Genomic DNA, 24817 nt, shown 5'->3' on the forward strand with positions numbered 1-24817 from the left:
GTAAACCATCTATGATTGAAACAGGTTGATTACCAATCATACGGAGGGGATTACGCGTGGATCCATCTTGCTTGCAGTATGCGTTGACCGAAGAAGAACGGAAACAGTTTAACGAATTGGGTTATCTGATTGTGGAGGATGCGCTCTCGCCGGAGCAGATTGCTGAGCTGACTACGGAATTTGACCGTATTTATGAAGATAAGCTGAGCAGCGGGCATGATCCGAAGACGGCATTGTTTTATCCAAACTTTATTCCTGACCATTCATCCTTTCTAAACCTGGTGGATTACGATAAAGTACTGCCGAAGGTATGGGATATTCTCGGCTGGAATATCTACTTGTATCATGCGCATATGATTGCGACGCCTCCGTCGGGGAAAGCGAAGAGCGATGCGACGTTCGGTTGGCACCAGGACAGCGGACGCGTCAACATGGAGATGGAGTCGCATCCGCGTCCGCGACTATCGCTTAAGGTGGCGTATTTCCTCTCCGATGTATCGGAGCCGGACCGCGGCAATTTCTGGGTGGTGCCGGGCAGTCACCTGAAGGACAACTTGGAGATGCCGGCTGATCGACAAGGACAGCCGGAAGGCGCCATTCCGGTATGCGTGAAGCCGGGGTCAGCGGTCTTCTTCGATCGCCGGACCTGGCATGCCGGTTCGCCGAATTGGTCGGACTACACGCGCAAAGTGCTGTTCTACGGCTACGGATATCGTTGGATTCGCACGAAGGACGATATGACTGTGCAGCACCTATGGGAGAGCGCCGATCCGATCCGCCGCCAGCTGCTCGGCGCGGGCGTGAATTGCAACGGCTATTACAGTCCGACGGACGAGGATGTACCGCTGCGCGGTTGGCTGAAGGAGCATCAGCCAGAGCTGGTGCGATAATAAGTAAGGTTGCCGATTATGTGATCGGCAGCTTTTTTTTCGGTAGAGAACTACATGCGCCGAGCTTTCCGGGTTTCCCGCCGAGCCCCTACTCCATCCCGTACTGCCGCTTGCGGAACTCGCTTGGCGTGCAGTCCATTAATTTCTTGAACACTTTGCTGAAGTACTTCTCATCCTGGAAGCCGGACATTTCGGCGACTTGGGTGATCTTCAAGTGGGCGCTTGCTAGTAGTATCTTTGCTCGGTTGATCCGGCAAGCGGTGATGAAGTCCGAGACGTTCTGGTTCAGCTCCTGCTTGAATTTGCGAGAGATGTACTCGCGGCTGAGATGAAACTTGTCCGAGATACTCTGCAGCGTCAAGTCTTCATGGGCGAACTTCTCGATATGAGCGGCGATATCGCGAATGGTGCTGCCGCGCTCGCTGACCGCGTTCAGCCGGGCTCCGATCTCGCATGCTTCGCGGAAGAAGGCTTCCTTCCACGCTGCATACTGGAAAGCGCCGCCCGCATCTACAGGCAAGGAGCTGCTGCCTTCTCTCGAATAGGGAATGTCCGCCTCGACTGCATTGCGGCCGCCCTCCCAAATCGCTGCGGCGAGCTGGAATTCCCGCTGCCAGAGGAGAAGATTGTCCGGCGTCAGCCGGCTTCTCTGATCGAGGGCATCGAACCACAGCTGCAGCGCGCGGCGGATGTTATCCGGGCTGCCGCTTTGCACGGCGTAGCGCACTCGCTCCTCGTAAGGGCTGAAGAACAGCGCCGGCTCCGCAGAAGTAGCCGGCACTGCATCAAAGCAATGAATGCATTTACCCGTTTGCAGCAGGTTTCGCTGCATCAGTGCAGTCCGCGCTTGCCGATACGATGCGGTAAGTCCGGACGGGAAAGCAACCGGCAGGCCGAGTCCTATGGCCAGCCGCGCCTTCAATGCGACGAACAAGGCATCATTGCACTCAACGAGCAGTCCGGGCACATCATCCGGGTTGTCCCAGAAGAGCAGGACAATCTCCTGCTCAGCCCCGGCGTGATGGCGGAAGGCGTGACCCGCACCGCGCTCGCGCAGCATCTCATTCACGATGTTGGCTACAGCATAAGCAAAGAGATCCTGGCCGGAAGAACCGAATTTATCTGCTACGGCAGGCGGGGTGGAGCTTAGCTCCACAACAGCAGTCCGAATGATCGTCTCAGAAGCGGCCGAAGCCGCGGCGTCCCTCCCAGTCCTGCCACCGCCGGCACTTCCTCCGCCAGCAGCACCAGTCCCTCCTCTGGCATCACCAATTCCGCTCCCACCAGCTCCATACCTCATCCCAAACGGCTTCATCGCCAGCGCGAACTCCTGCGCAGATCCTGTCCCCTTCATCAGAGCAGCCAACAGCTGCTCCGAATAAAGCGGCTTGAGCTGATTCAGCTCAATATCCTGCCCGCGCGCGCGCGAGCGGCTCGCATCCTCGCTGCGCCAGCTGCTGACCGCACGTTCCACGGCACTTGTCAGCTGTTCCGCATCGATCGGCTTCAAGATGTAGTCCATGCCCCCGAATTTCACGGCCGTGCGGACAAAATCAAACGTATCATGCCCGCTGATGACGATGATTTTGATCTCTGGTGCATGCTCCGCCATCCATTCCATCAGCTTGTCGCCGCCCATGAGGGGCATCATCATATCCGTGAATACAAGCGCAGGCCGCTGCGCCTGAATCATCGCCATTCCGGTCGTTCCGTCATCGGCTTCCAGCACCGTTTCAATGCCGTATTGCTGCCACGGCACAAGCAATCGAATCGCCTCGCGAACATGCCGTTCATCATCTACTATGAGTGCTTTCATAAGGGCTGGTCCTCCAATGCATGTGGAATGTGAAGCGTAACCGAAAATCCGTGCGGGTGCAAATGCTGAATACTAAGCGCCGCATCCTGTTTAAAGTAGAGCCGCAGTCGGAACAGGACGTTCCGCAGCCCGATAGCCAGCCCTTCTTCCTCCTCGTTTTCCACCTCGTGATCCTGCATTAGAAGCCGGTTAAGCTCCGCCATGCGTGCAGCAGATATCCCTTTCCCATTGTCCGATACCACGATCGTGAATGCCCCGTCATCGCCAAGCGAACTGGCAATTACCAGCTTCGCCGGCTGCTCCGATGGCAAGAAACCATGCTTGAAGAAGTTCTCCACCAGCGGCTGCAAAATCATCTTCGGCAGCCTTATGCTGCGAGTGCGCTCGTCGATCATCAAGATGATATCGAGCGAGGTGTCGAAGCGCTCTTTTTGCAAATCCAGGTAGGCTTGCACGTAATCCAGCTCCCGGCTCAGCTCCACCCCAACATCTGCCATGTCCATTTGATAGCGCATCATCTTCCCAAGTGACGTCACAAGCTGATATACTTTCATGTTGCCATGCTGCAGCGCCACGGTCCCAACGGATTGCAGCGCATTATAGAGGAAGTGCGGGTTTACCTGTGCCTGCAGCGCTTTGAGCTGAATGGTTTTGTTCGCAAGCTCGAGCCTATATTCTTTCAAAATCAAATTGTTAATCGTCTGCATCATCGACCGGAATCGCTTGGCCAGCAGCCCGATTTCATCATTGCTCTGGATATCGATTTGGACGTTCAGATTACCGGAATCGATCTTGTTAACATAACCGATAAGCGCAAGCAGCGGCTTCGTGAAACGATAAGAGATGAGCATCAGGGCAATAACAGCAATGGCAAGGAAGGCCGCCCCGACCCAGGTATTAATTAAAGCGGTTTCATTGGCGGTCGCGTATAGATGGCTGTTAGGTGTTTGCTTGATTAGGTACCAATTCATGTAGTTGGTCTTCACCTGCTGGTAGAAAATCATACCGGAGAACGCATTCCCATCCCAGTCAAAATGCCCCTTCGTCGTCGAAGCGTTCCGTACGTTATGAAACCATTCACTATCCAGTCGTTTGCCAATTTGGGACTCATCGGAGGAGATCAGAACACCGCCATCGGCGTCAACCAAATAGAAATTCTCATGACCGGCATCGTACAATTGACGGTTAAGATCACTAAGCACGGATGTTTTCACATCAATCGTAAGCTCCGCCAGCTGCGTGCTGCTCGGGGCTAAGAAGATCGGACGATGAAGGGTGAAGACCTGTTCTTCCTTCACGGGAGACTTGATGGACAGCCCATAATTGTGGCTCAAATGGGTCGGTTCGATATAGGTTTTGGAAGCCATCGCTATAGAACCGTTCTGATGTTTGCCAACTTTAATGTCGTCATTCCATAGTAGATAGCTGGTGTTCTGACCGGCTACATAGAGTCTGATTTTATAAAACTCCTGCACGCTTTGATAGATATTGTAGAGATGATCCTTGAGCAAATTGCGATTCTGGATGACATCGCTGATTTGGTTGGGGAACACTTCGTTCTCCATATTGTGCTCCAAAATATAGTAGAGTGAGCGGGGAACATTCATCGAATTGTAGACGGCAAGCGACTTCTGGTTGATATTGTTCATATAGTTGATGATGTTCGTACCCCCGAGTGCGAGCAGCCGGTTGTTCTTCGAGATGGCCTCTTTCGTAATCGAGGACTTCGTTTCGTGATACGAGATTGCGATGGAAGCGGCTATGGGCAGTATAGTGGCGATTAAGAAGAGCATCATCATCTTTTTGCGGATTGTCGTGTTTTTGAACAAGGTTGTGGTCAAGGATGCGCCTCCCGAATCGATGGCGTGGATTTTGGTATAAACATACGCTATGAATTGTGAGTTGGTCAATATATTCCACCATGAAGTTCACGATCGTCTGTCGATTGGTGTTATCGGGAGCCGCTATACTGAGGTACGAGGGTTAAGAAAGGGGACATCTAGGTGCAGAGCGTGAATCGCAAAATCAAATGGCATGAATGGCTGCAGCAAACCGTATTTGTCGGACCGGGACTTCTGATTTTTCTGCTTATCGTCGCGGTGCCGTTCTTTATGGGTTTCTATTATACGTTTACGGAGTGGGACGGGCTGGATCTGAACCATGCGAAATGGGTCGGCTTTCAGAATATTCATCGGATCTTCACGGATGATGAACGGTTCTGGACCGCTTTCTGGTTTACGGCGAGATTTACATTGGCAGCCGTTCTGGTGACCAATGTGATGGGGCTGCTATTGGCGATGCTGCTTACTCGCAATCTGAAGAGTCGAAATGTGCTTCGCACCATCTTCTTCCTGCCGAATGTAATCGGCGGCTTGCTGCTGGGCTACATTTGGTACTTTATCTACGTCCGCGGGTTCGCGGCTGTCGGAGAAGCGACGGGGCTGGAGTTCTTCAATCTTCCTTGGCTCGGTACGCCGACTACGGCATTCTGGGGGATTGTTAACGTGTTCGTGTGGCAGACGGCAGGCTACATGATGATCATCTATATCGCAGCGATTATCGGGATCCCGAAGGATTTGACGGAAGCAGCTCGTATAGACGGCGCTAATCCGTGGCAGGTTTTCCGCTCGATCACCATACCGCTCATTATGCCGGCCATTACGATTTGTCTGTTCCTGACGACATCGAATGCCTTCCGGATGTTCGATCTGAATTTGTCCTTAACAGCCGGCGGACCGGGCTATGCGTCTGAATCGATCGCACTCAACATTTATCGTGAGGCGCTGACGAATAATCGATACGGATTGGGTACGGCCAAAGCGATGATCTTCTTCTTCGCAGTTGCGCTGATCACCGTCACACAGGTTTGGTTCACCAAGAAGAAAGAGGTGGAAGCGTAACGATGGAAGACAAACAACGATATACGCCACTCCTTTTCGTATTCGAGCTAGTATGCGTACTATTGGCACTGCTTTTCCTGACGCCTTTCTATTTTCTAGTTATTAACTCGTTCAAAAAGCTTGGCGCCATTCTACTAAACGCAGCTGAGCTGCCGACGAGCTGGGGGTTTGGTAATTTCAAGCGAGCTTGGATCGCGATTGATTTTCCGGTCGTGTTCATGCACTCCCTAGTTATTACAGTGCTCAGCGTAGGCTGCCTGGTAGTCGTTGCGAGTATGAGTGCATACCGATTGGTGAGAAAACCGACAAACTTCAATAAGTTCCTGTTTACCGTCTATGTGGCGGCGATGATTATTCCGTTCCAATCGGTTATGCTGCCGCTGATGCGCATCACGTCGCTGTTTGAACTGCGCGGGCATGTATACGGCATCGTCATTTGCTACATCGGTTTTGGGATCTCGCTTTCGATGTTTCTGTTCCATGGCTTTATCAAATCAGTGCCGCTTGAGATTGAAGAAGCTGCTGTTGTGGATGGCTGTTCGCCTTATGGCGTGTTCTGGCGCATCGTATTCCCGCTGCTCAAGCCAATTGCCGTTACGGTCATCATTCTGAACGTGCTGTGGATCTGGAACGACTATTTGCTGCCGGTGCTCGTCATTAATGACAACTTCACGACGATCCCGCTAGCGGTGCAGAAGTTCTTCGGACAATACTTGCGCAAATGGGATTTGGCGATGGCGTCGCTTACTTTGAGTACATTGCCGATCATTGCATTTTTCCTTTTTCTACAAAAACATATTATTCAAGGCATTACGGCAGGATCAGTTAAGGGGTAATAAATTGATATTTAACTAATTTAATCAAAATATTACACTATCTAGTTCAATTTATTCGGTGTATTAGCAGAAATATGCATTCTATAATTGGAAATGTAACCAAAACCCTTTGGGAGGCCAATCATGAAAAAGAGATCGATATTCGCACTTACGCTTGCCACTGCACTTATCGCGAGTGGATGTTCCAGCAACAATAATAACGGGGGCAACAGCACAGACGGGGAGAACGCGAAAGCGGCTAACAACACTGCTGCTGCAAACAATTCGGCGACTACAGAGACTACAAACGCGCCGAAAGAGCCGGTAACGATTAAAGTATTCCAATTCAAAGTCGAGATTGCTGCTGCGCTTGCGAAGATGGCGGAAGCTTATGAGAAAGAAACAGGCGTGAAGGTTGAAATCGAAACGCATGGCGGCGGCGAGGACTACAGCGCATTGCTGAAGGCTGAGCTTGCAGCGGGCGAAGAGCCGGAAATCATTACCTCCAGCGGCTGGGCCGGCTTCGATCCTTATGTAGATCGTGCGGTGGATCTCTCCAATGAGCCATGGGCGAAGGATCTCGTAGAAGCTTCCCGTGCACAAATTTCGCGCGACGGCAAACTGCTCGGCATGCCAATGACGCTTGAAGCGTACGGCTTGACGTACAACAAAGATCTGTTTGCAAAAGCAGGCATTACGACACTTCCTCAAACTCTTGATGAACTGGAAGCGGCTTGCAAGAAGCTTCAAGATGCAGGGATTATTCCTTTCGCATTGACGAACGAGTGGTGGTCGCTCGGTATTCATACCTTCAATATCGCGAACGCAACGCAAGCTGATCCTGCTGCATTCATCGATGAAATCAAAGCAGGCACCAAAACATTCAAGGACGATCCGCTTACAAAACAATGGATTCGCCTAGTAGACATCATGTTCGCAAATGGCCAGAAGGCTGCTCTGACAACGGACTACAACACGCAAGTGGCAGAGTTTGCTGCCGGCAAATACGCAATGATTCAACATGGTAACTGGATCCAAGGTATGGTGGATGAAGTGAATCCGGATCTGAACCTGGGCATGATGCCGGTACCGCTGGAAGGCGCACCGAACGTATTCACAGGCGTACCAAGCAACTGGGTTGTGAACAACAAATCCGCTCATCCGGACGAAGCAAAAGCATTCCTGAACTGGATGGCTACTTCGGAAACAGGTAAGAAATTCGTAGCAACTGATTTTAAATTTATCCCGTCGATCACTTCGATTCCGGCTGATCCAGCGGCAATCGGCAAAATCGCGGCAGACTTCGCAACGTTCTCCCAAGAACACCCGGATCAAGTGAAGGGCTGGCAGTGGGATCGTTTCCCGGACGGCATCACGCAACAATTCGGTGCTGCGATGCAGGAATACATGGGCAAACGCATCAAATCCGATGAGCTGCTTGGCAAGTTTGATAAAGCGGTAGCGGACATCGTGAAGAAATAAGGAAATGGCTGAGCGGGGGAGACCTTGCTTGGCCTTTTTTTTGTTTGCTTGCACGTTGCTCGCGGCTCTCAGCTTGAATTGGGGTTTCCCACTATGAGATGATCGGACTAGAAGAAAGCAGAGGAGGATGAGAAAGAGGATGAGGACATGGCTCAGAGGACTTTCTGCAGCAGGTTGGTTGCTCGGACTTTGTTTACTGCTCACTGCTTGTAAAGGCGAAGAAGAATCGGTGGTGCTGCCTTCGAATGAGAACGGACAAGCCGCTTCGGCAGCGGAGAAGCCGGTTAAATTAGAGACGATTGTGCCGGAAGGGACACTGGATAATCCGGTTGGGATGGTGAGTGAGTTCGGTGTAACGACAGCACTGCGTAGTAAAGCCTTCGTGATTGAACAGCCGGGACAAGTGGTGATGCTGGATCTGGAGAAACCTTCTGAGAAACCGAAGGTTGTGCTCGATATTCGGGATCGCGTATACAGTGACGGCAATGAGCAGGGGCTGCTCGGGTTAGCCTTTCACCCGAAGAAGCCCGGTGTTGCATTCTTGAATTACACGACGAAGACCCACACGGTTATCTCTCGCTTCGTGATGAGTGATCCGGAGCATCCGGAAATGCTGGATCCGGCGAGCGAGGTGAAGCTTCTGACGTATGAACAGCCTTTCTCGAATCATAAAGGCGGGCAGCTTGCTTTTGGACCGGAGGACGGGTATTTATATATTGCGGCAGGAGACGGGGGCAGCGGCGGCGATCCTCATGGTAACGGCCAGAATAAGCAGAGTTTGCTGGGCAAACTGCTGCGTATCGACGTGAATACCGGAGCTAACGGGAAGAAATACAGGATACCGTCGGATAATCCTTTTGCCGGCGGCGGCGGGGCTCCGGAAATCTATGCGGTTGGGCTGCGCAATCCATGGCGATTCAGCTTCGATGCGGTTACGGGTAAACTGTGGGCGGCGGATGTCGGACAGGATCGGCTGGAGGAAATTAACCTCGTCGAGAAGGGCGGCAACTACGGTTGGAACGTCATGGAGGGGAATCTCTGCTTCAAACCTCAGGAAGGCTGTAAGAAGGAAGGATTAATTGAGCCAATCTTCACGTACGGCCGCGATCAAGGCGTGTCCATTACGGGCGGATTCGTGTATCGGGGTAAGGCGCTGCCAGCACTTGTGGGTTGGTATGTCTATGCGGATTATGCGATGGGCACGATCTGGGCATTAAGGCAAAACGAGGATGGCAGCGTTGAAAATAAGGTGCTGGTCGAGTCCGATCACCTGATTACTTCGTTTGGCGTTGACGCAGAGGGGGAGCTGTACATTTGCTCGCAGAAGGGAAGCTTGCTGCGACTGGGCTAAGCTGGAATAAGCCGCACGGCAATGGGAAAGGAACGAATTCGTTCCTTGCTCACACTGTCTTGCGGCTTATTTATTGTTCTTATTCTGACGTAGGTAGCTGTTTATACTTGATGAAAGCTTCCCACTGTGCAGGCGTCAGCTTATGGCCTTCGAAGAGACTGCCGGAGCGTGCTTCCTCCAGCAGCGTTGTTAGCCACTGCTTCTCCGTCTCGCCGAATTGGATAAAGCCTTGAATCATCAACGCGGAGCCGCGAGGCAGGAAGTTTCCTTTGAGCTGAAGCACCGCATGCATGCGCTCAATTCGCGACTGGCAGGCTTCGAGCTGTTTGACGATATTCTCTTCCACCTTCTTAGGTTCGCCGTGGCGGACGAACGCCATCGAAAGAAACAGCGGATGCTGCGGGTAAGAAATTTGTTTGAACTGTGTGTCGAGCAGCTCTTGGAAGGCCTCTCGTCCGGAATCCGTGATCCGATAAATCGTCTTATCCGGCCGATTCTCCCCTGGGACCGAGACGACCTCAGCCGCCTCGATCAGCCCATCCTCGCGCAGCTGGTCTACCGCATAATACAGCGATCCGTCGCGAAGCTTGAAGCATTCGTTCCAGTTGCGGTCTTTAATCGTCTGGCGAATTTCGTAGGGGTGGCGGTCAGACTCCATAAGCAGCCCTAAGATTAAGAGCCTCATTGACATGGAAGTTTATCCTCCGTGGAACGATGGCGCTGGTTTGCCGTCGCCTTGAGGACCTTGTTGTCCTCCAGCGCCAGGTTTGCCAGGTGCGCCTTGCGGCCCGCCTGATTTGGATGCTTCCAGCTTTGCACGCCCCATCAAGATCGCGAAGATGAGAGCCAGTATCGGAAGTATGATCGTCCATTGGAAAATAAAGATGACGGAGTCGCCCAGCTTGCTGAGCAGCTGGTTAATGAGATCGGCAGGCAATCCCATTTGAGCTTGAACATCAGGGTTCAGCAGCGCTTGGCCGCCTTTGATCTGGGAAGCTAATTCCGGATTGATGTTCGGAATTTCTTTCACGCCGGATTGGAAGGCTGACTTCTGCATCGCGCCGAATACCGTAATGCCAAGTGCGGAGCCGATTGTCCGGAAGAACGTAATCAGGGACGAAGCAGAACCTTTATATTGCGGTGGAACAGCGTTCAACGTCGAGATATTGAGCAAGGAGAAGGAAACCCCGATGCCAAGACCGACGATGACCATAAACAAAGTAATGACGAGTCTGGATGTTTCTTGATCCATTACATAACCTAGAAGCAATGTGCCAACCAACAGGGTCAGTGCAGATACGACCATGACGTCACGATATCTGAACTTGCTGACCACGCGACCGCCGACTTGGCTGCTGAGTACGACGCCAAGCATCATCGGTGTAAGTACGCTGCTTGTTTCTGTAGCTGTTTTGTGAAATACACCTTGAATGAAGAGCGGAATGTAAGTTGCAGCAGCAATCATAATGCCGCCGTAGAGCACGCTGATGGCCATGCTGCTGGTGACGACTTTGTTTTTGAATAAAGAAAGCTTGATGATCGGATCTTTCGCAGAGCGTTCGATGAACAAGAAGGCGATCAGCAATACGCCGGCAGCAACGAAGAGCGAAATGGTTTTCGCCGAATCCCATGCCCAGCCGTCCGAGCCGCCAAGTTCCAGGCCGAACATAAGCGTAAGTACAAAACCTGTTAGCGAGATGGCACCCAACCAGTCGATGATTTGCTTACGCGGATTGGATTGTTCGTGATAGGCCTGCGCGATGAAGATCACCGCTAGAATACCGATGGGTACATTGATGTAGAAAATCCAGCGCCAGCTAAGATTGTCGGTGATCAGTCCGCCCATTACCGGGCCGAAGACACTGGATACGCCGAATACGGCGCCGAAGAGTCCCATCATTTTGCCGCGTTTCTCGGCTGGGAATAGATCGAAAATAATCGTAAAGACGATTGGCATCAAAGCGCCGCCGCCGATCCCTTGAATCGCACGGTAGATGATAAGCTGCTCCATGTTCTGCGCGGTTCCGCAAAGGATGGAACCCGCCATGAACAGAATCAATCCGGCGAGAAAGAACCGTTTGCGTCCGTACATATCAGATAACTTGCCGAAGATCGGGGTCGATACGACCATCGCGATCATATAGGCGGAGTATACCCAGATAAATTTATCGAAGCCTCCAATCTTCTCGATAATCGTAGTCATTGCCGTCGACACGATCGTTTGATCGAGTGCAGCCATAAACAGACCGAGGAGCAGGCCCGCAATTACGAGTTTGACATTACTTCTTTTGGCGTCCACTGCGTTCATTCCTTTCCTTGTTGAGAGTATGTACTCAAATTTGAATACTACTCATTTTATTATACTCAAATTTGAGTTTACAACAAGCAAAAATTGGATGAAGTGATCATTATTATTTGGTGAAGGGGAAGTGGATTATACGGTGATTGGCGGTGCGGATTCGATGGGGGAAGCGGCGCTTAGCTTAGTCGGAGGGCTGGGATCGCCATCGGCGATGGATGAGAGTTCGGAAGTTGAACTCTCACCATAGTCGGATTCCCAGAATCGTCATCAAAAAGGGCTGAGAGTTCAAAAATTGAACTCTCAGCTCCTAGCGAGATCTAGATTACTGTGAAATCGGTGGCTGCACCACATCTTAAGCGGGATATCCGCTTAAAGTGGAGCAATCGCCTCCGAACTTCTGCTGTAAGCGACATATCCGCTTAAAGCGCCAATCGAAAGCGAGATTACTGAGAATTCGGCGCGTATTCCACATTCTAAGCGGTATATCCGCTTAAAGTGGAACAACCGTCTCCGAATTGCTGCTGTAAGCGGAATATCCGCTTACAGTCCCCAGCAAGAGCAACAAAAAAGCCAAGAGTCGAAAACCTCCGACTCTTGGCTCAAATCCGGCGCTGCCGCCACCGCCAGCACAGCTGCCGCAGGCTGCCGTGCCGCCTCAGTCGTTTTCGACGACGCGGGCGACGGGGCTGGCGCAGGTGCGGCATTTGCCGGTTAGCAGCAGCGCGTATTTCTCCTCGCGGATGCTGTAATCGACGATCTCGACGGCGCCGCCGCAATTGCCGCAAAATACGTTGCGGACCAGCTTGTCCCGCAGCTGCTGCGGGATGGATTTCCATGCTTGCAACGCTTTAAGCGAAGTGACATTATCGGCCTTGTTCATGCGATTCTCCACTCCCATTCGATTCGAATTACTTGAGCCAATCAGCCAACGAGATCAGAACAATAATGCGAGCCATTCCTCTCGCTCAACAGGACCGAAGCACAGCGTCAAATCAACGTCCGCGAGCGCTTCAGCGACGGCTTGCGGATTATATCTCACTCCGGCGAGCCGATCAGTAACGAGGGACACTTCAGTAGTTCCGAAGAAATCGCCGAAGACAGAGGCTTCGGTAATAAAGCCTTCCTGCACGTTAAGCCGAACATCGAAGGTGCCGGCCGTTAACCGTTTGACCTGCCGCACATTGAATGCCGGCGAGCGTCCATAATTCCAATCCCAGCTGCGGTAGCGTTCGTCTGCGAGCTGCTGCACGGCGGCGAGATCCGCATCGGTCAGCTTGTACTCCGGAATTTCGGTGCTGCTGCCGAAGATGGACGCCAACAGGAACTGGCGGAATTGCTCCATCGTAAGCGGCTCCCGCAGAAATTCCGTAATGTTCGCGACACGGCTGCGGACGGACTTGGTCGCTTTGGACTCGAACTTGGCCGGGTTGACGTTTAGCGCCGAAACGATGGAATCGACTTCGGAGTTGAATAGCAGCGTACCGTGGCTGAACATCCGCCCTTTGGAGGCGAACTGCGCGTTGCCGGAGATTTTGCGCTCACCGACCTGCAAATCATTTCGTCCGCTCAGTTCCGCTTCAACACCAAGCTTACGAAGCGCTTCAACGACAGGCTCGGTAAACTTGCGGAAATTATGAAAGGAGCGTCCATCATCCGAAGTGATAAAGCTGAAATTGAGATTGCCGAGATCATGGTAGACCGCGCCGCCGCCGGATAAACGACGCACGACATGAATGCCATGCTCCTCCACATAAGAGCCGTTTACCTCTTCGGCGGTGTTTTGATTTTTGCCGATGATAATGGATGGTTCATTAATATAGAAGAGAAGATAATCGTCTCCGTCGCTGCCAAGGTTACGAAGCGCGTACTCTTCTAGTGCAAGATTCCACGAGGGATCATTGTTGTTGCCGTTATCGATAAATCGCATCGTATGTCCTCCAAGTTAGTTCGTCGTTCCCCACGCGGCTTTGCGAATTTCTGAAGGTGTGCTGCCTGTTTGTTCCTTCACGAGCCGCGAGAGATGAAACGCAGTCTTGAATCCGCATCTTGCCGCTATTTCTCCCATGGAAAGACCGGATTGAGAGAGCAATTCGGTTGCCTTGAGCACGCGGTATTGCCACAGATAGCGGATCGGTGTCAGGTGGTGATGAACGTGAAACAGACGGACCAGGTGCTCCGGCGATACGCCGGCAGCGCCGGCCAGATCAGGAAGCGAAATCTCCTCCGTATAGTGCTGCTGAATATAGGTTAATGCTGCAATGATGCTGGGATGGAGCTCCTGCTGCTGCTTGGTTTGCGCAATTCTGGCTGTAAACAGCCGAAAGGCGGAATATCCCAGACTTATCATGAGCTCGTCCTGCTTTAAATAATCATTTTGCAAAGAAAGCAGCATATCGGTCACCGAATTGAGCGCTTCCGGAATTGGCATGCTAAAGGGAAGACTGTCCAAATAATGGAGTTCAGCATCCGTAAGAGCCGAAACGGATAAGGTAACCCAGCGGTGCCAAGACTCTTGCGATTCGGCAAAAGCAAAATATTCGTGATGCTGCGGTTTCAGCAAAACGACTTGTCCGGCTTTGACAGAATAGCGAGTATCATCAATGGTCAGATCGAGCTCACCGGTATGAAGCAGTACAAGCTGTATATCTTGCTGCACCCGAGGTCCATACGTACCTTTTGGCGGGTAGACGATGGTGCCGGCGTAGGCGGAAGTGATTTTGTCGTAAGGGAGTCCTGAACTCATGCCAATCGTTCCTCCTTCCTTATATTATAGCGCTCGAATTGCAAAACAGGAACATGGCGCCGCTCAAAAAAAGAACAGCCCGGCGTGGCCGCCAAGCTGTCTGCATGAATCTAATAAACTCTTCTCGCGCCCGCGAAACGAGGCCCCCAATAGGTGTTCTCCAGCTGCTGCACGTAGATTCCCTTTGAGGATAATGCCGAAATGAACGAACCGTTGCCCATATAGAAGCCGACATGATCGACTTCCCCTGTCGATGGACTATTATGGAAGAAAACAAGATCTCCCGGCTGCAGCATCGACTTGTTTACCGCGAAGCCTTGGCTGAACAAGTTCGAGGAGGTTGTTCGCGATTGCGAAACGCCGAATTTCGTGAACATATAATAGATAAAACCGGAGCAGTCAAAGCCGCTTGCCGGACTCGTACCACCCCATGTATAAGGAATGCCGAGGTAGGAGGACGTATCTGCGATGAGCTTTTGCTTCAGGATCGCATGACTAACCGCTTCGAGCGTCAATGGGCCGGTTATGCCGTCTGCGCTAAGTCCATATTTACTTTGAAAGGCGACGACAGCATCTCGAGTAACGGTGCCATAATAGCCGGTTGCCTTAGGATAGTTGAAATAGCCAAGCTTCTTCAAATCAGTTTGCAACGCCGTAACAACGCTGCCGGAAGCACCGATCGAATAAGTGACAGCGCTTGCATGAGTTTCTCTGACAAAAGTCGTCGCTTGCACGGCGCCTGACAGAAGCATAAAGCTAATGGCCGCCAGTATGGTTTTCTTTCTCATGATTGTCCTCCATCTCTGTTTATGTATAGACCACCACTTCAGCATACCAGCATCTCATGCGAGGGATAACCTGTGTTTTGCTGGAAAAACAGAAAAAGCCCGGCATCGACAGCCGGGCTTTTCTCGCATTAATAGAGCGGAAACTTCTTCTGCAAATCGCTGCGTGAAGTCGTCGCATCCTCGCGGATATAGTGGCATACATAAGAACGGCGCCAGCGGTCGGTGCTCCGATTGCGAGTGGAGGAATGAATAAGCAGCTCGTGGAAGAAAAGGATATCGCCTTTCTCCATGATGACCGGGACCTGCTGCTTGAGATCAATCCCTTCCGTTTCATCCGTCCACGGCTCATGCTCGTCAAGATTCTTAACGGCGCCATGCGGCAGAAGGCCAAGGCGATGCGACTTCGGAATGACCCAGAGACAGCCATTCTCCTCGTCCACGCTCTCTTCCATAGCGATCCAAGCCGCGATCATCGTCATCGGATCGTTCTTAATGTAATAGAAATCCTGATGTGCCGCTTGTCCCGGGGAACCCGGCTCTTTGTAGAAAAACATGCTTTGCACGCAAACGGCTTCACGGCCCATTAGCTGGGCGAGCGTTCCGCGCACGATGGGCAGCTTCATCATTTGACGGGCGAATCCGTCATGCAGGTGCGGATTGAACAAGCGGACCGAATATTTCTTGCTCTCTTCGCAAGCGGCCCACTCCGGCATCGGCTTCTCGTCGCGCAAATCATAGATATGTCCGTTAAAGGCATCGATCAGGTCGGCTGAGCAGCCATTCTTAATCAGCAAGAAGCCCTCATCGTTAAATTGATCGATTTGGGCTTGTGTAATTGGCGTTGTTAAGCGTGGGATTACTTTGTTCATCGCTCTCATCCTCTCGCATCGGTTAGCTCAAGCTTACTGCGAAGACGAGTCGACGACAATGGCTGACATTATCACAAATATATCTGGAATTGATATTAGATGTGGTAATCGACGACGACAACACTTTCAAGCAGACCGTCCAACGATTTCACGAACGCTTGATGAACAGGATGCGGGCCGTAAGCGCGAAGGGCATCTTGGTTCTCGAAGGTTACGCGAAGTCCTAGGGAATAACCGTGGATATTGCCGGTTTCTTCCGTAATGTTTTGGCCGGCAGTGAGATCAACGATACCCGGAATAGCGCCTTTGAATGCGAGCAGGCTGCTTACCAGCTCTTGTTCCTTCTCGGGTGTGACGGTGGCGTTCATTTTGAAAATAACGATATGCTCAAACATGGGATTCGCTCCTTTAATAGTTGAATGTATGCAGGTGTTTCGTCGGTGATTGTCCAATACAAAATTATAACAGAATCGTTCGCGATAATGGAGAGCGGCAGTCGAATGTTCGAGTCCAAAATAAAAGGGCACCGGCAGCCCGGCACCCTTGCTTGTTAACCCATCATCATTTTGCTGCCGGACGCTGCGGCATCTTCTTCTTCGAAGGCTTTCGCATCGGTCATCCACGGCGTTACGCCGAGCAGCATTTTGCGCATATTCGATGTTGCACCGGCCTTGAGCTCTTCGGAAGGCTCGTAACCCGGCCATGTGCGCAGGCAGGATTGGGCGTAGTTATAGATGAGTGAGCGGCGAGTCACATCTGAGAAATTGTTCAGCGCCGAGTGATACGTGTAGCCGTTGAAGATAACCGCCGTACCGGCTTTGACGTTCATTCTGACATGGCCCGGCAAATCCTCTTGCTTCTCCACTTTAGGCAAATCCTCATCCTTCATGTGGATGCTGCCGGGCAAGAACGCAAGGCAGCCGCCGTCGTAAGGCACATCGGAGAGGAAGTAGAACACCTTCACCATGAATGGGGCTTGCTTATCGCCAAAGAAGATCCTCGTAGTCGTGTCACGGTGCCAGTTGGTATGCGAGATTTTGCCCGGTGGTTTGAGTAGAGCGTCGTTATCGATCATAACGAATTGATTGCCGATCATATCTCGCAAAATGTTCATCATTCGTTTATGCTCCAAAAGCCCGGCGAAGGTCTCGCCATACTCAATAATGCCGCAAATCTGCTTCACATGGTTCAGCTGGCCGGTAGCCGGGTTGACGCGATTATTGACTTCGAATTCATGAAAGGCCCGATCCATGTCTTCGTTAATGGAATCGACCTCTTGGCTGCTCAGAAAATCCTCAATCACTAGAAAACCGTCACGTTCCCACATCAATTGCTGTTCACTCGTTAATCCGTATAGGCTCATTCTTAGACCCTCCTAGTCAGTAAACGCTTTAATTAACTTTAGTTTACGACATAGAGAGATGCGATTGAAGCTAGCGAATTGCCGAATACACTCAATAAATTGCTGTTTGCAAGAATGGGGCTGACGCGATTAGAGGCGACGTAAGCTTCGGCGGAAATCCCGCGGTGAATCATGCTGCACTTTCAGAAAAGCATGCAGAAAGGCGTTATAGCTCGCAAATCCGCTTTGCACGCTGACCTCGCCGATCGAGAGCGATGTGCTGATGAGCAAACGCTTCGCATGGTGCACCTTCTTGAGCAGGACGTATTCCTTCGGCGTGACGCCGTATTGCTTCTTAAATTGACGGATAAAATGATATAGGCTGAGATTGGCGATTTGGGCCAGCTGCGAGACGTCTTCGACCTCCAGATAGTTCGCATCCATGAATGCCCGCGCTCGCTGCAGCGGCTCCGGTTCGGAGCCGTGGTTTGTCAGCCAAGAACCTCCTAAGTCGCGCTGCTTTCGGAAAATCTCCATAAGCAGCTGATAGATATGCGCAGACAGAGGCATTTCATAAGCCGGATGCTGCTCTCTCATCAGTTCTACAATCTGTTCGAGCAGAGTGTGGATTTCATTGACAGCCGGGAGATTTTGCACGATGGAGTAGGAAGGTTCGCCGAACAGCTTCGGCCAGAAATGCTCCATGTCGATGCTGTCGAACACCAAATAGTACATTTCGAACGCATTCTTCGCTTCCGTTTTATAGGCATGAGGCAGCCGCATGTCATGCACGACACAGTCGCCTTCCACGATCTCGATCCACTGGTTCGCATGCTTGAAGGCGCCTTTGCCTTTCGTAATGAACAGAATTTCATAGGCCGGATAATAGTCGCGTGTATAGAGAAAATCCGATCGGGGCGCATCATAACCACCGATTAAACCAAAGAACAAGTGGCTCCGCGCAAACTCGCTTGGGGTGCCGACAATTTCGAACGAATTCATAATGCCACCGTTCCTTTCGGACGAGCCTTTGATAGGTTGCTTTCATTATAGCTCGATCATGTGGAATGCTGCATGCTAAACTGGAAGGGGGTTGATAGAAATGGAGAAACAGGAAGCAGCCGCACTCGCGGCATGGATCGAGCGATCCAGTGCCCAGCCGGTCGGCGCCTATGATGTAACGCGAATCAGCACGGACGGATTGCCGCTTTCGAACTTTCATCAATGGTCCAATGGCAAACCGATGGTGAATGCGTATCATATTGCGCGTACAATCGGCGGCGCGTTATATGTGTTGTTTATCGATTGGCATCGGAATGACAACTATTATGTGGTCATATATGCAGGGGACAAATCGACGACGCATGCCGAGATTCAGAAGCTTGTTTATGATCGTGAAGAGAAACCGTCTTATCTGCGCTGGACGTACAATCCGATGAAACGGGATGGCGGCAACGCCATTCGCAAAGCGTATTTCAAGCAGCAATGGGGCGAGCTCACCGCAACAATTCCGGTTCTGGGAACGCTGCGGGAGAACGAGGCGGATGTTTTCTACGATGCGCTCTTTGATTTGGTGGAGAGGCGGCTTCGAGCGGACAGGGCACCTGAACTTTTTGACGAAATATAGAACTGTTTATGAATTTGCCTGTAATGGAATAGGAATTCAGGGCAATAAACGGTATAATACCGATTAGGGATTTATTCTTACCGGCGTTCTTATGGTCGCCAGCACCCAATAAACAGCGAATAAGGAGTATGAAGATGTCAAAAACATTGATTTTCGGACACAAAAACCCGGACACCGACACAATCTGTTCGGCAATTGCTTACGCAGACTTGAAAACAAAGCTTGGCCAAGAGGTTGAAGCGGTTCGTCTTGGTGAAGTGAACGGCGAAACGCAATACGCGCTGAATCAATTTAAAGCGGCTGCGCCACGTTTGGTGGAAACCGTTTCGAACGAAACAAGCAACGTTATTCTTGTTGACCACAATGAGCGTCAGCAAAGCGCTAGCGACATCGATAAAGTGCGCGTCCTTGAAGTTATCGATCACCACCGTATCGCTAATTTCGAGACTGCTCATCCGCTCTACTACCGCTGCGAGCCTGTAGGCTGCACGGCGACCATCCTTAATAAAATGTACAAAGAAAACGGCATCGCGATTGAAAGCAACATTGCAGGTCTGATGCTTTCGGCAATCATCTCCGATTCCTTGCTGTTCAAGTCGCCGACTTGCACGCCGGAGGACGTTGCAGCCGCTCGCGAGCTGGCAGCAATCGCAGGCGTAACGCCTGAGACTTACGGCCTTGAAATGCTTAAAGCCGGCGCTGATCTCAGCGACAAAACAATCGCGCAATTGATTTCGCTTGATGCGAAAGAATTCTCGATGGGCAGCTACAAAGTGGAAATCGCGCAAGTAAACGCGGTTGACGTTAACGATGTTCTTTCCCGCCAAGCAGAAGTTGAAGCGGCATTGAACACCATCATCGCTGACAAAGGTCTTGATCTGTTCGTATTCGTCGTCACTGACATCTTGAACAACGATTCCGTTGCGCTGGCACTTGGTAAACAAGCGGCAGCAGTTGAGCAAGCCTACAGCGTGAAGCTTGACGACAACAAAGCGGTTCTGAAGGGCGTAGTTTCCCGTAAATCGCAAATCGTTCCTGTTCTGACTGAAACACTTAGCAACCTGTAGGATATAGATGAACTAGGACATTGGAAAGAGGCTGATGAGTAATCATCGGCCTCTTTCTTTGTTTGTCTCTGGTAGCTGAGAGTCACCAAATCGAACTCTCAGCGTCCAAACTAACCTCATATCTCCCGTCCCGGCAGCTGAGAGTCGCGAAATGGAACTCTCAGGGCCAAAACCAACCGATAGAGAAGCTGAGAGTCGCCAAATGGAACTCTCAGCGTCCAAACTAACCTCATATCTCCCGTCCCGGCAGCTGAGAGTCGCCAAATGGAACTCTCAGCGCCAAAACCAACCGATAAAGAAGCTGAGAGTACGAAAATCGAACTCTCAGCGTCCAAACTAACCCCATCTCTCCCGTCCCGGCAGCTGAGAGTCGCGAAATGGAACTCTCTGCATCGGCCTCTTTCTTGCTCTAACGAATCGTACAGGGCTTATTTTCCTCAAAATACCACTGAAAATATTCTAACGAATCGTAGCGGTCTTATTTAGCGGTTTATTTGTATTTAAGAGCCGATTTACTACAAATAAGGTCTCTACGATTCGTTAGAATCTCATTAGACCACAAACCGGCCCAATAAGGTCACTACGATTCGTTAGAATTTCGGACACCTCAAATTCAGTCAATAACGCCACAACAAGAGGCAGTTCAGGATGCTTGCATCCCAGACTGCCTTTCTAGTTTCACATCCTATTCCTTAGTGCTCATCCCGATGCTGATGATCTTGTACCCTTCAACCGGCACGGTAGCAGAGCCATCAGTCCCTAAGTCGTCGGCTGCATTCGTGTCTTCGAGCACCGTGCTCTCGTAGAGTCGGCCATGTGACTGTGAGCTGACCGTCAGCTCAGCCGGTTCACCGGAGAGGTTATACCAGCGAGCAATCAGATCGCCGCGCTCTTCGTTGATCTTCACGCTGGAGAGGGCGAGGCCCGATCCCGCAGCGCTCCAATCGAGCAGGCTTTGCCGTGCAGGCAGCTGCCCTTCGTGTACGCCTGTTTGGCTGGCCTGCATCGGCACCTGGAAACCATAAGCTTGCTGATAAGCCGCGAACCGCGAATCTCCGCCTCCGTGAGGGAGGATCATCCATTCCGCATGATTGGAGCCAAGGCACTGCGCATCCGGCGTTAGGAATACACCCCAATCACCGAGCTCGCCGGTTGATCGCAAGATCGTCACCGCAATCGTTCCGCTTTCGTCACGCAGCACTTCATATTCGTTGAGACCTTTATTGGCAATGGTCAAACCGCGCCCGTTCTCATGCACATCGACAAAAGCGCTCTGATGCTGGCAGTTGCTCGGATTAACCCATTCCTCAGCCGGGATCGTAGCTCGTTCAGCGACTTCAAAGATGGAATCGGCGTAGTGTTTCGCCGCTGTAACGCCGGAGGGGAACAGGACGCGCAGACGCTGATCCTTCGCAGGATTATCGAAGGCAGCGTGGACGCGAACGCCTTCCTCGGAACGGCTGAGACTAACGCGTGTCACAATGGTGATCGGCACTCGCTTAGCAGAACGCTGTGCTTTCCGGTCAAGGAAATTTACCATTGTGGCGATTTCCTGCTCCAGACGCTCATCTGCTTGCTCCGGAATATCGAACGTATGTGTTATTTCATACGTTGCCCGGTATGATGTATCTTCGACAAGCTCTACCTGTGCCGCAAGTCCTCTGGTTGTAATGGCCGTATCGCCAACCGGCTGTTTGAAAATATATTCGTTGCCGATATCGCCGACATTCTCGTAAACGCCTAGCCCTGCATAGGTCTCGCCGTTTCGTTTGTCCGTAATCGTCAGGCTGCCGTCACCGGCGATCGTAACGTGGAGGTAGGCATTCTCCATCGTGTTTTCCTCACCGACCAACGACGATGGCTGCACCAAGGCCGCCGATTGTGTCGCCGGAATCCATGCGAAGCTGGAATATCCCATCGCAGGCAGAGCTTCGGTCTCGAACGTTACCGTAATGACGCGGGCAAAATACGGTTGTCTAAACTTATCATCCGGCAAATCATAGCCGAATCTTACGCCATGGTCCGCGCTTGTGAAATCCAGCTTCTCACCCAGATGGTTCACGAGATAGCCCTCAGCTGTTGTATGCGCTGAGACATATTTCGAATTATTCGCCGGGCTTTCGTTTGGCTTGAAGTAGCGGCGGCCGAGCTCCAGCTCTACTGTTACGACACCACTCTGCGCATATCCGCTCGTGCTATATACGACGAATGGTGCGCTGTCCGAGCTAATCGAAGCGAAGCTCGCTGTATCGATTTGTGCGCTCAAATGAGCCAAGCTATCTGCAATAACGGCAGCCGCAACGCCTTTGCTCTTCTCGAAACGTGTTTTCATTTCATGGTACACTTCATCCACGCTGCAGCCGCAAATGCTGTCATGCGGGTGATTTTGCATCAAGGTCTTCCATGCATAATTAAGCAGACCGTGTGGATATTGGCGGCCGTTCACATGGGCAAAAGCAGCCAAAGGCTCGGCGATCTTCTCCAGCATGGTCTGATTCTCTTGGTTGAGCTGCTTAATATAGATACGCGATGAAGCTGTATTGACGAGGGAGTACCAGCCGTCAGTACGTTGACCGCGAAGCTCGCCCCTGATGGTGCTTAACGACTCAGGCAAAGTAGACTGCACGGCTGCAACGTAATCATCGTAATTCGAGTGAATGAATTCATAGTCCGGGTACAGCTCGCGCGCCGTCCGCAGTGCAGCGGATAAATTCGCCTGAGCGGGCTGGTGATCGCAGCCGTTCATAAGAAGCAGATGCGGCGTTGAAGCATACTTCGACGCATTAGCGATGGCATTGTCCCAGAACTTGCGCGCCGCAGCCGGCTCCTCAGGGATCTCCATTCCGTTGTTGTACCAATTAGCGAACAAGATGCCGAGCACCCGCGAGCCATCCGGTGATTCCCAGTGCAGCTCCGAGAATGGCGATTCGAGGTCCAAAGCTTCCGACACGCTATTATTGAAGCCGGTAGCTTTCACGCCGCGGCCGAATACAGCTGTGGTGATACCGGCTTGCTGTAGAATTTGAGCAGCCTGCCCCATGTTGCCGAAGGAGTCGGGGAAGTAGCCGAGTTTAGAAACTGGGCCATACGCTTTAGCGTCACGATGTCCGATCTGCATGTTGCGAATATTGGCTTCGCTGCTGGTCAGAAACTCATCCTGCAGAATGTACCAAGGGCCGGCAGAGAGCTTCCCTTCTTGGACAAGCGCAATGAGCTTCTCGCGTTTCTCGGGATACACTTGCAAATAATCCTCGAGCACGATCGTCTGACCGTCGAGGTAGAAGCTGCGAAACTCCGGATCTTGATCCATAATTTCGAGCAAGCCATCCATCGTTTGAATGAGCTTGGCATGATGTGCCTCGTAAGGCATATACCACTCACGATCCCAGTGGGTGTGCGAAATGACATGTATAATTGCTTTTGGCGTCGACATAAAGAGGGCAGACCTCATTTCAATGGAATATTAAAATATACTTTAATCATAAAGCGATCCCTAATTATTGTAAATCCGTATTTATTAAAATATATATAAAAAAATCCCATGACCGCTCAAGCGTCATGGGAGGCAGGTTTACCGGTCGATTGCCGTACAATCAGCTTCGTACCAAGCACGAGCTTGGAGCGGCTGCGTTCTTGTGCCGGAGCTACGACGAGCTTCGCCGCATCGCGGCCGATACTGTAGAAATCCTGCTCCACAGTTGTGAGAGGCACCTCTAGATGCTCGGTGAAGGAATGGTTGTCGAAGCCGGTAACAGACAGCTGCTCCGGCACCGCAATTCCTCGCTGGAGCGCAGCCTTGAGCAGCCCTGTCGCCATATAATCATTCACGGCTACAGCGGCTGTAGGCGTTGGCGTAATGGCAAGCAGATGGTCGAGCAGCACATCATACGAATTGCCGGCAGCGTTGTTTACCTTTAGCTCCTCCAGGTTAATTAACCATTCGGGCCGAGGCGGAATGCCTGCTTCAATGAGTGCGTTGCAATATCCTTTGTAACGGTCGCTGACGGATACCGCTTCTTTCCACGATTGGCATACGAAGGCAAGCCGTGTATGACCAAGCTGGAGGAGATGCGAAGCAAGGCTGTAGCCTGCTTCAATATTGTTCGACACAACGAGCGGCGCATCCAGCCCTTCGATGTTCCGATCAATAAGTGTAAATGGAATGCCCTCGATGGCAAGATGGCTGAAGACGTCGATGTTCTTGTAACTGGATACCGGATAAACGATGATGCCGCTGACGCGATCTTTGGCCAGCTTCTGAATGATACTCCGCTCGACGGCGTCATCATATTTGGAATTGTGGAATGTGACGTATAGTCCTTGCGCAGCGCACTCTTCCTCTACGCCGCGGAAGATCTCATATCCGATCGTTTCGCTAAACGGCATCACGAGGGAAATGACGGGGATGGACAGTGTTGAAGCTTGGGGTGTCGAGCCTGCCGCGTCTCCTAAGTCGGTTAGATGGCCAGCCATCAGTTGCGGCGTTCTATCCGTTACGAAGGTCCCTTTTTTCTTAATTCGCTTAATCAAACCATCGGTTTCCAGCTGCCTCATCGCATGGGTAACGGTAATGGCGCTCACGCCGAACTGCTCCGCGATTTCCGGTCCTGTCGGCAGCTTATCGCCTGCGCGCAATTCCTCCGATACAATCCGGTCCGTATAGTAGTCGATTAAGATTTGATAGCGGGGTCTATGATCTTTCACGCTGATCCTCCAAACCGATCCGTCTCATTAATATATATTTTATTAGTATAATGCAAGTTGGAGGGCCTGTACAATAGAGGTCATATGTAGCACAAGGTACGCACGAAGGGATTGGAAGCCC

At 51.5% G+C, this 24817-nt stretch carries 21 protein-coding genes; 7 read left to right on the plus strand and 14 right to left on the minus strand.

Annotation, left to right across the window (positions count from 1 at the left end; translation table 11 throughout):
• The first annotated feature begins 56 nt into the window (after nucleotides 1–56).
• A complete protein-coding gene (locus AC50Y3_RS06695; RefSeq protein ID WP_494817999.1) occupies nucleotides 57–890 on the plus strand; it encodes a phytanoyl-CoA dioxygenase family protein in 834 nt (277 codons plus the stop codon).
• Between the two features lie 88 nt (nucleotides 891–978).
• Here the strand turns inward: AC50Y3_RS06695 and AC50Y3_RS06700 are convergent, their stop codons facing one another.
• A complete protein-coding gene (locus AC50Y3_RS06700) occupies nucleotides 979–2706 on the minus strand; it encodes a response regulator (protein WP_494818000.1) in 1728 nt (575 codons plus the stop codon).
• Nucleotides 2703–4547, minus strand: coding sequence for a sensor histidine kinase (locus AC50Y3_RS06705; RefSeq protein WP_494818001.1), 1845 nt, complete (start codon nucleotides 4545–4547; stop codon nucleotides 2703–2705). The genes AC50Y3_RS06700 and AC50Y3_RS06705 overlap by 4 nt, the downstream gene beginning before the upstream one ends.
• A 171-nt stretch (nucleotides 4548–4718) precedes the next feature.
• Between AC50Y3_RS06705 and AC50Y3_RS06710 the strand changes: the two genes are divergently transcribed.
• The 4 genes from AC50Y3_RS06710 to AC50Y3_RS06725 all read left to right on the plus strand — a co-directional run bounded on the left by AC50Y3_RS06710 (nucleotide 4719) and on the right by AC50Y3_RS06725 (nucleotide 9254).
• Nucleotides 4719–5606, plus strand: a complete 888-nt coding sequence (locus AC50Y3_RS06710; RefSeq protein ID WP_494818598.1) for a carbohydrate ABC transporter permease — start codon at nucleotides 4719–4721, stop codon at nucleotides 5604–5606.
• A 2-nt stretch (nucleotides 5607–5608) separates the two neighbouring features.
• Nucleotides 5609–6442, plus strand: a complete 834-nt coding sequence (locus AC50Y3_RS06715) for a carbohydrate ABC transporter permease (RefSeq protein WP_494818002.1) — start codon at nucleotides 5609–5611, stop codon at nucleotides 6440–6442.
• Nucleotides 6443–6565: 123 nt separating this feature from the next.
• The gene (locus AC50Y3_RS06720; protein WP_494818003.1) at nucleotides 6566–7903 is read left to right on the plus strand and encodes an ABC transporter substrate-binding protein; all 1338 of its coding nucleotides are present in this window, start codon (nucleotides 6566–6568) and stop codon (nucleotides 7901–7903) included.
• Nucleotides 7904–8042: 139 nt separating this feature from the next.
• Nucleotides 8043–9254, plus strand: a complete 1212-nt coding sequence (locus tag AC50Y3_RS06725) for a PQQ-dependent sugar dehydrogenase (RefSeq protein WP_494818004.1) — start codon at nucleotides 8043–8045, stop codon at nucleotides 9252–9254.
• Nucleotides 9255–9333: 79 nt separating this feature from the next.
• Here AC50Y3_RS06725 and AC50Y3_RS06730 read toward each other — a convergent pair whose 3' ends face one another.
• From AC50Y3_RS06730 to AC50Y3_RS06775, 10 genes are all read right to left on the minus strand, one after another.
• The gene (locus tag AC50Y3_RS06730) at nucleotides 9334–9945 is read right to left on the minus strand and encodes a PadR family transcriptional regulator (RefSeq protein ID WP_494818005.1); all 612 of its coding nucleotides are present in this window, start codon (nucleotides 9943–9945) and stop codon (nucleotides 9334–9336) included.
• A 6-nt stretch (nucleotides 9946–9951) separates the two neighbouring features.
• Nucleotides 9952–11562 carry an MDR family MFS transporter gene (locus AC50Y3_RS06735; protein WP_494818006.1) on the minus strand — a complete coding sequence of 537 codons (1611 nt, stop codon included), beginning with the start codon at nucleotides 11560–11562 and terminating at the stop codon, nucleotides 9952–9954.
• 649 nt (nucleotides 11563–12211) lie between these two features.
• Complete coding sequence (locus AC50Y3_RS06740) at nucleotides 12212–12436, minus strand: hypothetical protein (RefSeq protein ID WP_494818007.1); 225 nt, start codon at nucleotides 12434–12436, stop codon at nucleotides 12212–12214.
• A gap of 54 nt (nucleotides 12437–12490) precedes the next feature.
• Nucleotides 12491–13483, minus strand: a complete 993-nt coding sequence (gene lplA, locus AC50Y3_RS06745; protein ID WP_494818008.1) for a lipoate--protein ligase — start codon at nucleotides 13481–13483, stop codon at nucleotides 12491–12493.
• A gap of 15 nt (nucleotides 13484–13498) precedes the next feature.
• The gene (locus AC50Y3_RS06750) at nucleotides 13499–14299 is read right to left on the minus strand and encodes a helix-turn-helix domain-containing protein (protein ID WP_494818009.1); all 801 of its coding nucleotides are present in this window, start codon (nucleotides 14297–14299) and stop codon (nucleotides 13499–13501) included.
• Nucleotides 14300–14409: 110 nt separating this feature from the next.
• On the minus strand, nucleotides 14410–15087 hold the full coding sequence (locus tag AC50Y3_RS06755) for a C40 family peptidase (protein ID WP_494818010.1): 678 nt from the start codon (nucleotides 15085–15087) through the stop codon (nucleotides 14410–14412).
• 128 nt (nucleotides 15088–15215) lie between these two features.
• Nucleotides 15216–15956 carry a phytanoyl-CoA dioxygenase family protein gene (locus AC50Y3_RS06760; protein ID WP_494818011.1) on the minus strand — a complete coding sequence of 247 codons (741 nt, stop codon included), beginning with the start codon at nucleotides 15954–15956 and terminating at the stop codon, nucleotides 15216–15218.
• Nucleotides 15957–16051: 95 nt separating this feature from the next.
• Nucleotides 16052–16351: a Dabb family protein gene (locus AC50Y3_RS06765; RefSeq protein WP_494818012.1), complete on the minus strand. Its 300-nt coding sequence runs from the start codon at nucleotides 16349–16351 to the stop codon at nucleotides 16052–16054.
• A 155-nt stretch (nucleotides 16352–16506) separates the two neighbouring features.
• Nucleotides 16507–17319: a phytanoyl-CoA dioxygenase family protein gene (locus AC50Y3_RS06770; RefSeq protein ID WP_494818013.1), complete on the minus strand. Its 813-nt coding sequence runs from the start codon at nucleotides 17317–17319 to the stop codon at nucleotides 16507–16509.
• Nucleotides 17320–17448: 129 nt separating this feature from the next.
• Complete coding sequence (locus tag AC50Y3_RS06775; RefSeq protein ID WP_494818014.1) at nucleotides 17449–18300, minus strand: helix-turn-helix domain-containing protein; 852 nt, start codon at nucleotides 18298–18300, stop codon at nucleotides 17449–17451.
• 100 nt (nucleotides 18301–18400) lie between these two features.
• Here AC50Y3_RS06775 and AC50Y3_RS06780 point away from each other — a divergent pair, with 100 nt between their 5' ends.
• Nucleotides 18401–18925 carry a hypothetical protein gene (locus AC50Y3_RS06780; RefSeq protein ID WP_494818015.1) on the plus strand — a complete coding sequence of 175 codons (525 nt, stop codon included), beginning with the start codon at nucleotides 18401–18403 and terminating at the stop codon, nucleotides 18923–18925.
• Nucleotides 18926–19059: 134 nt separating this feature from the next.
• Entirely contained in the window at nucleotides 19060–19992 is a 933-nt protein-coding gene (locus AC50Y3_RS06785; RefSeq protein ID WP_494818016.1) for a manganese-dependent inorganic pyrophosphatase, read from the plus strand.
• A gap of 685 nt (nucleotides 19993–20677) precedes the next feature.
• On the opposite strand, the gene AC50Y3_RS06790 is transcribed toward AC50Y3_RS06785, so the two are convergent.
• Complete coding sequence (locus AC50Y3_RS06790; protein WP_494818017.1) at nucleotides 20678–23425, minus strand: alpha-mannosidase; 2748 nt, start codon at nucleotides 23423–23425, stop codon at nucleotides 20678–20680.
• 116 nt (nucleotides 23426–23541) lie between these two features.
• Nucleotides 23542–24696, minus strand: coding sequence for a LacI family DNA-binding transcriptional regulator (locus tag AC50Y3_RS06795; RefSeq protein WP_494818018.1), 1155 nt, complete (start codon nucleotides 24694–24696; stop codon nucleotides 23542–23544).
• Nucleotides 24697–24817: the final 121 nt, after the last annotated feature.

Source organism: Paenibacillus sp. J22R98, assembly GCF_059383835.1.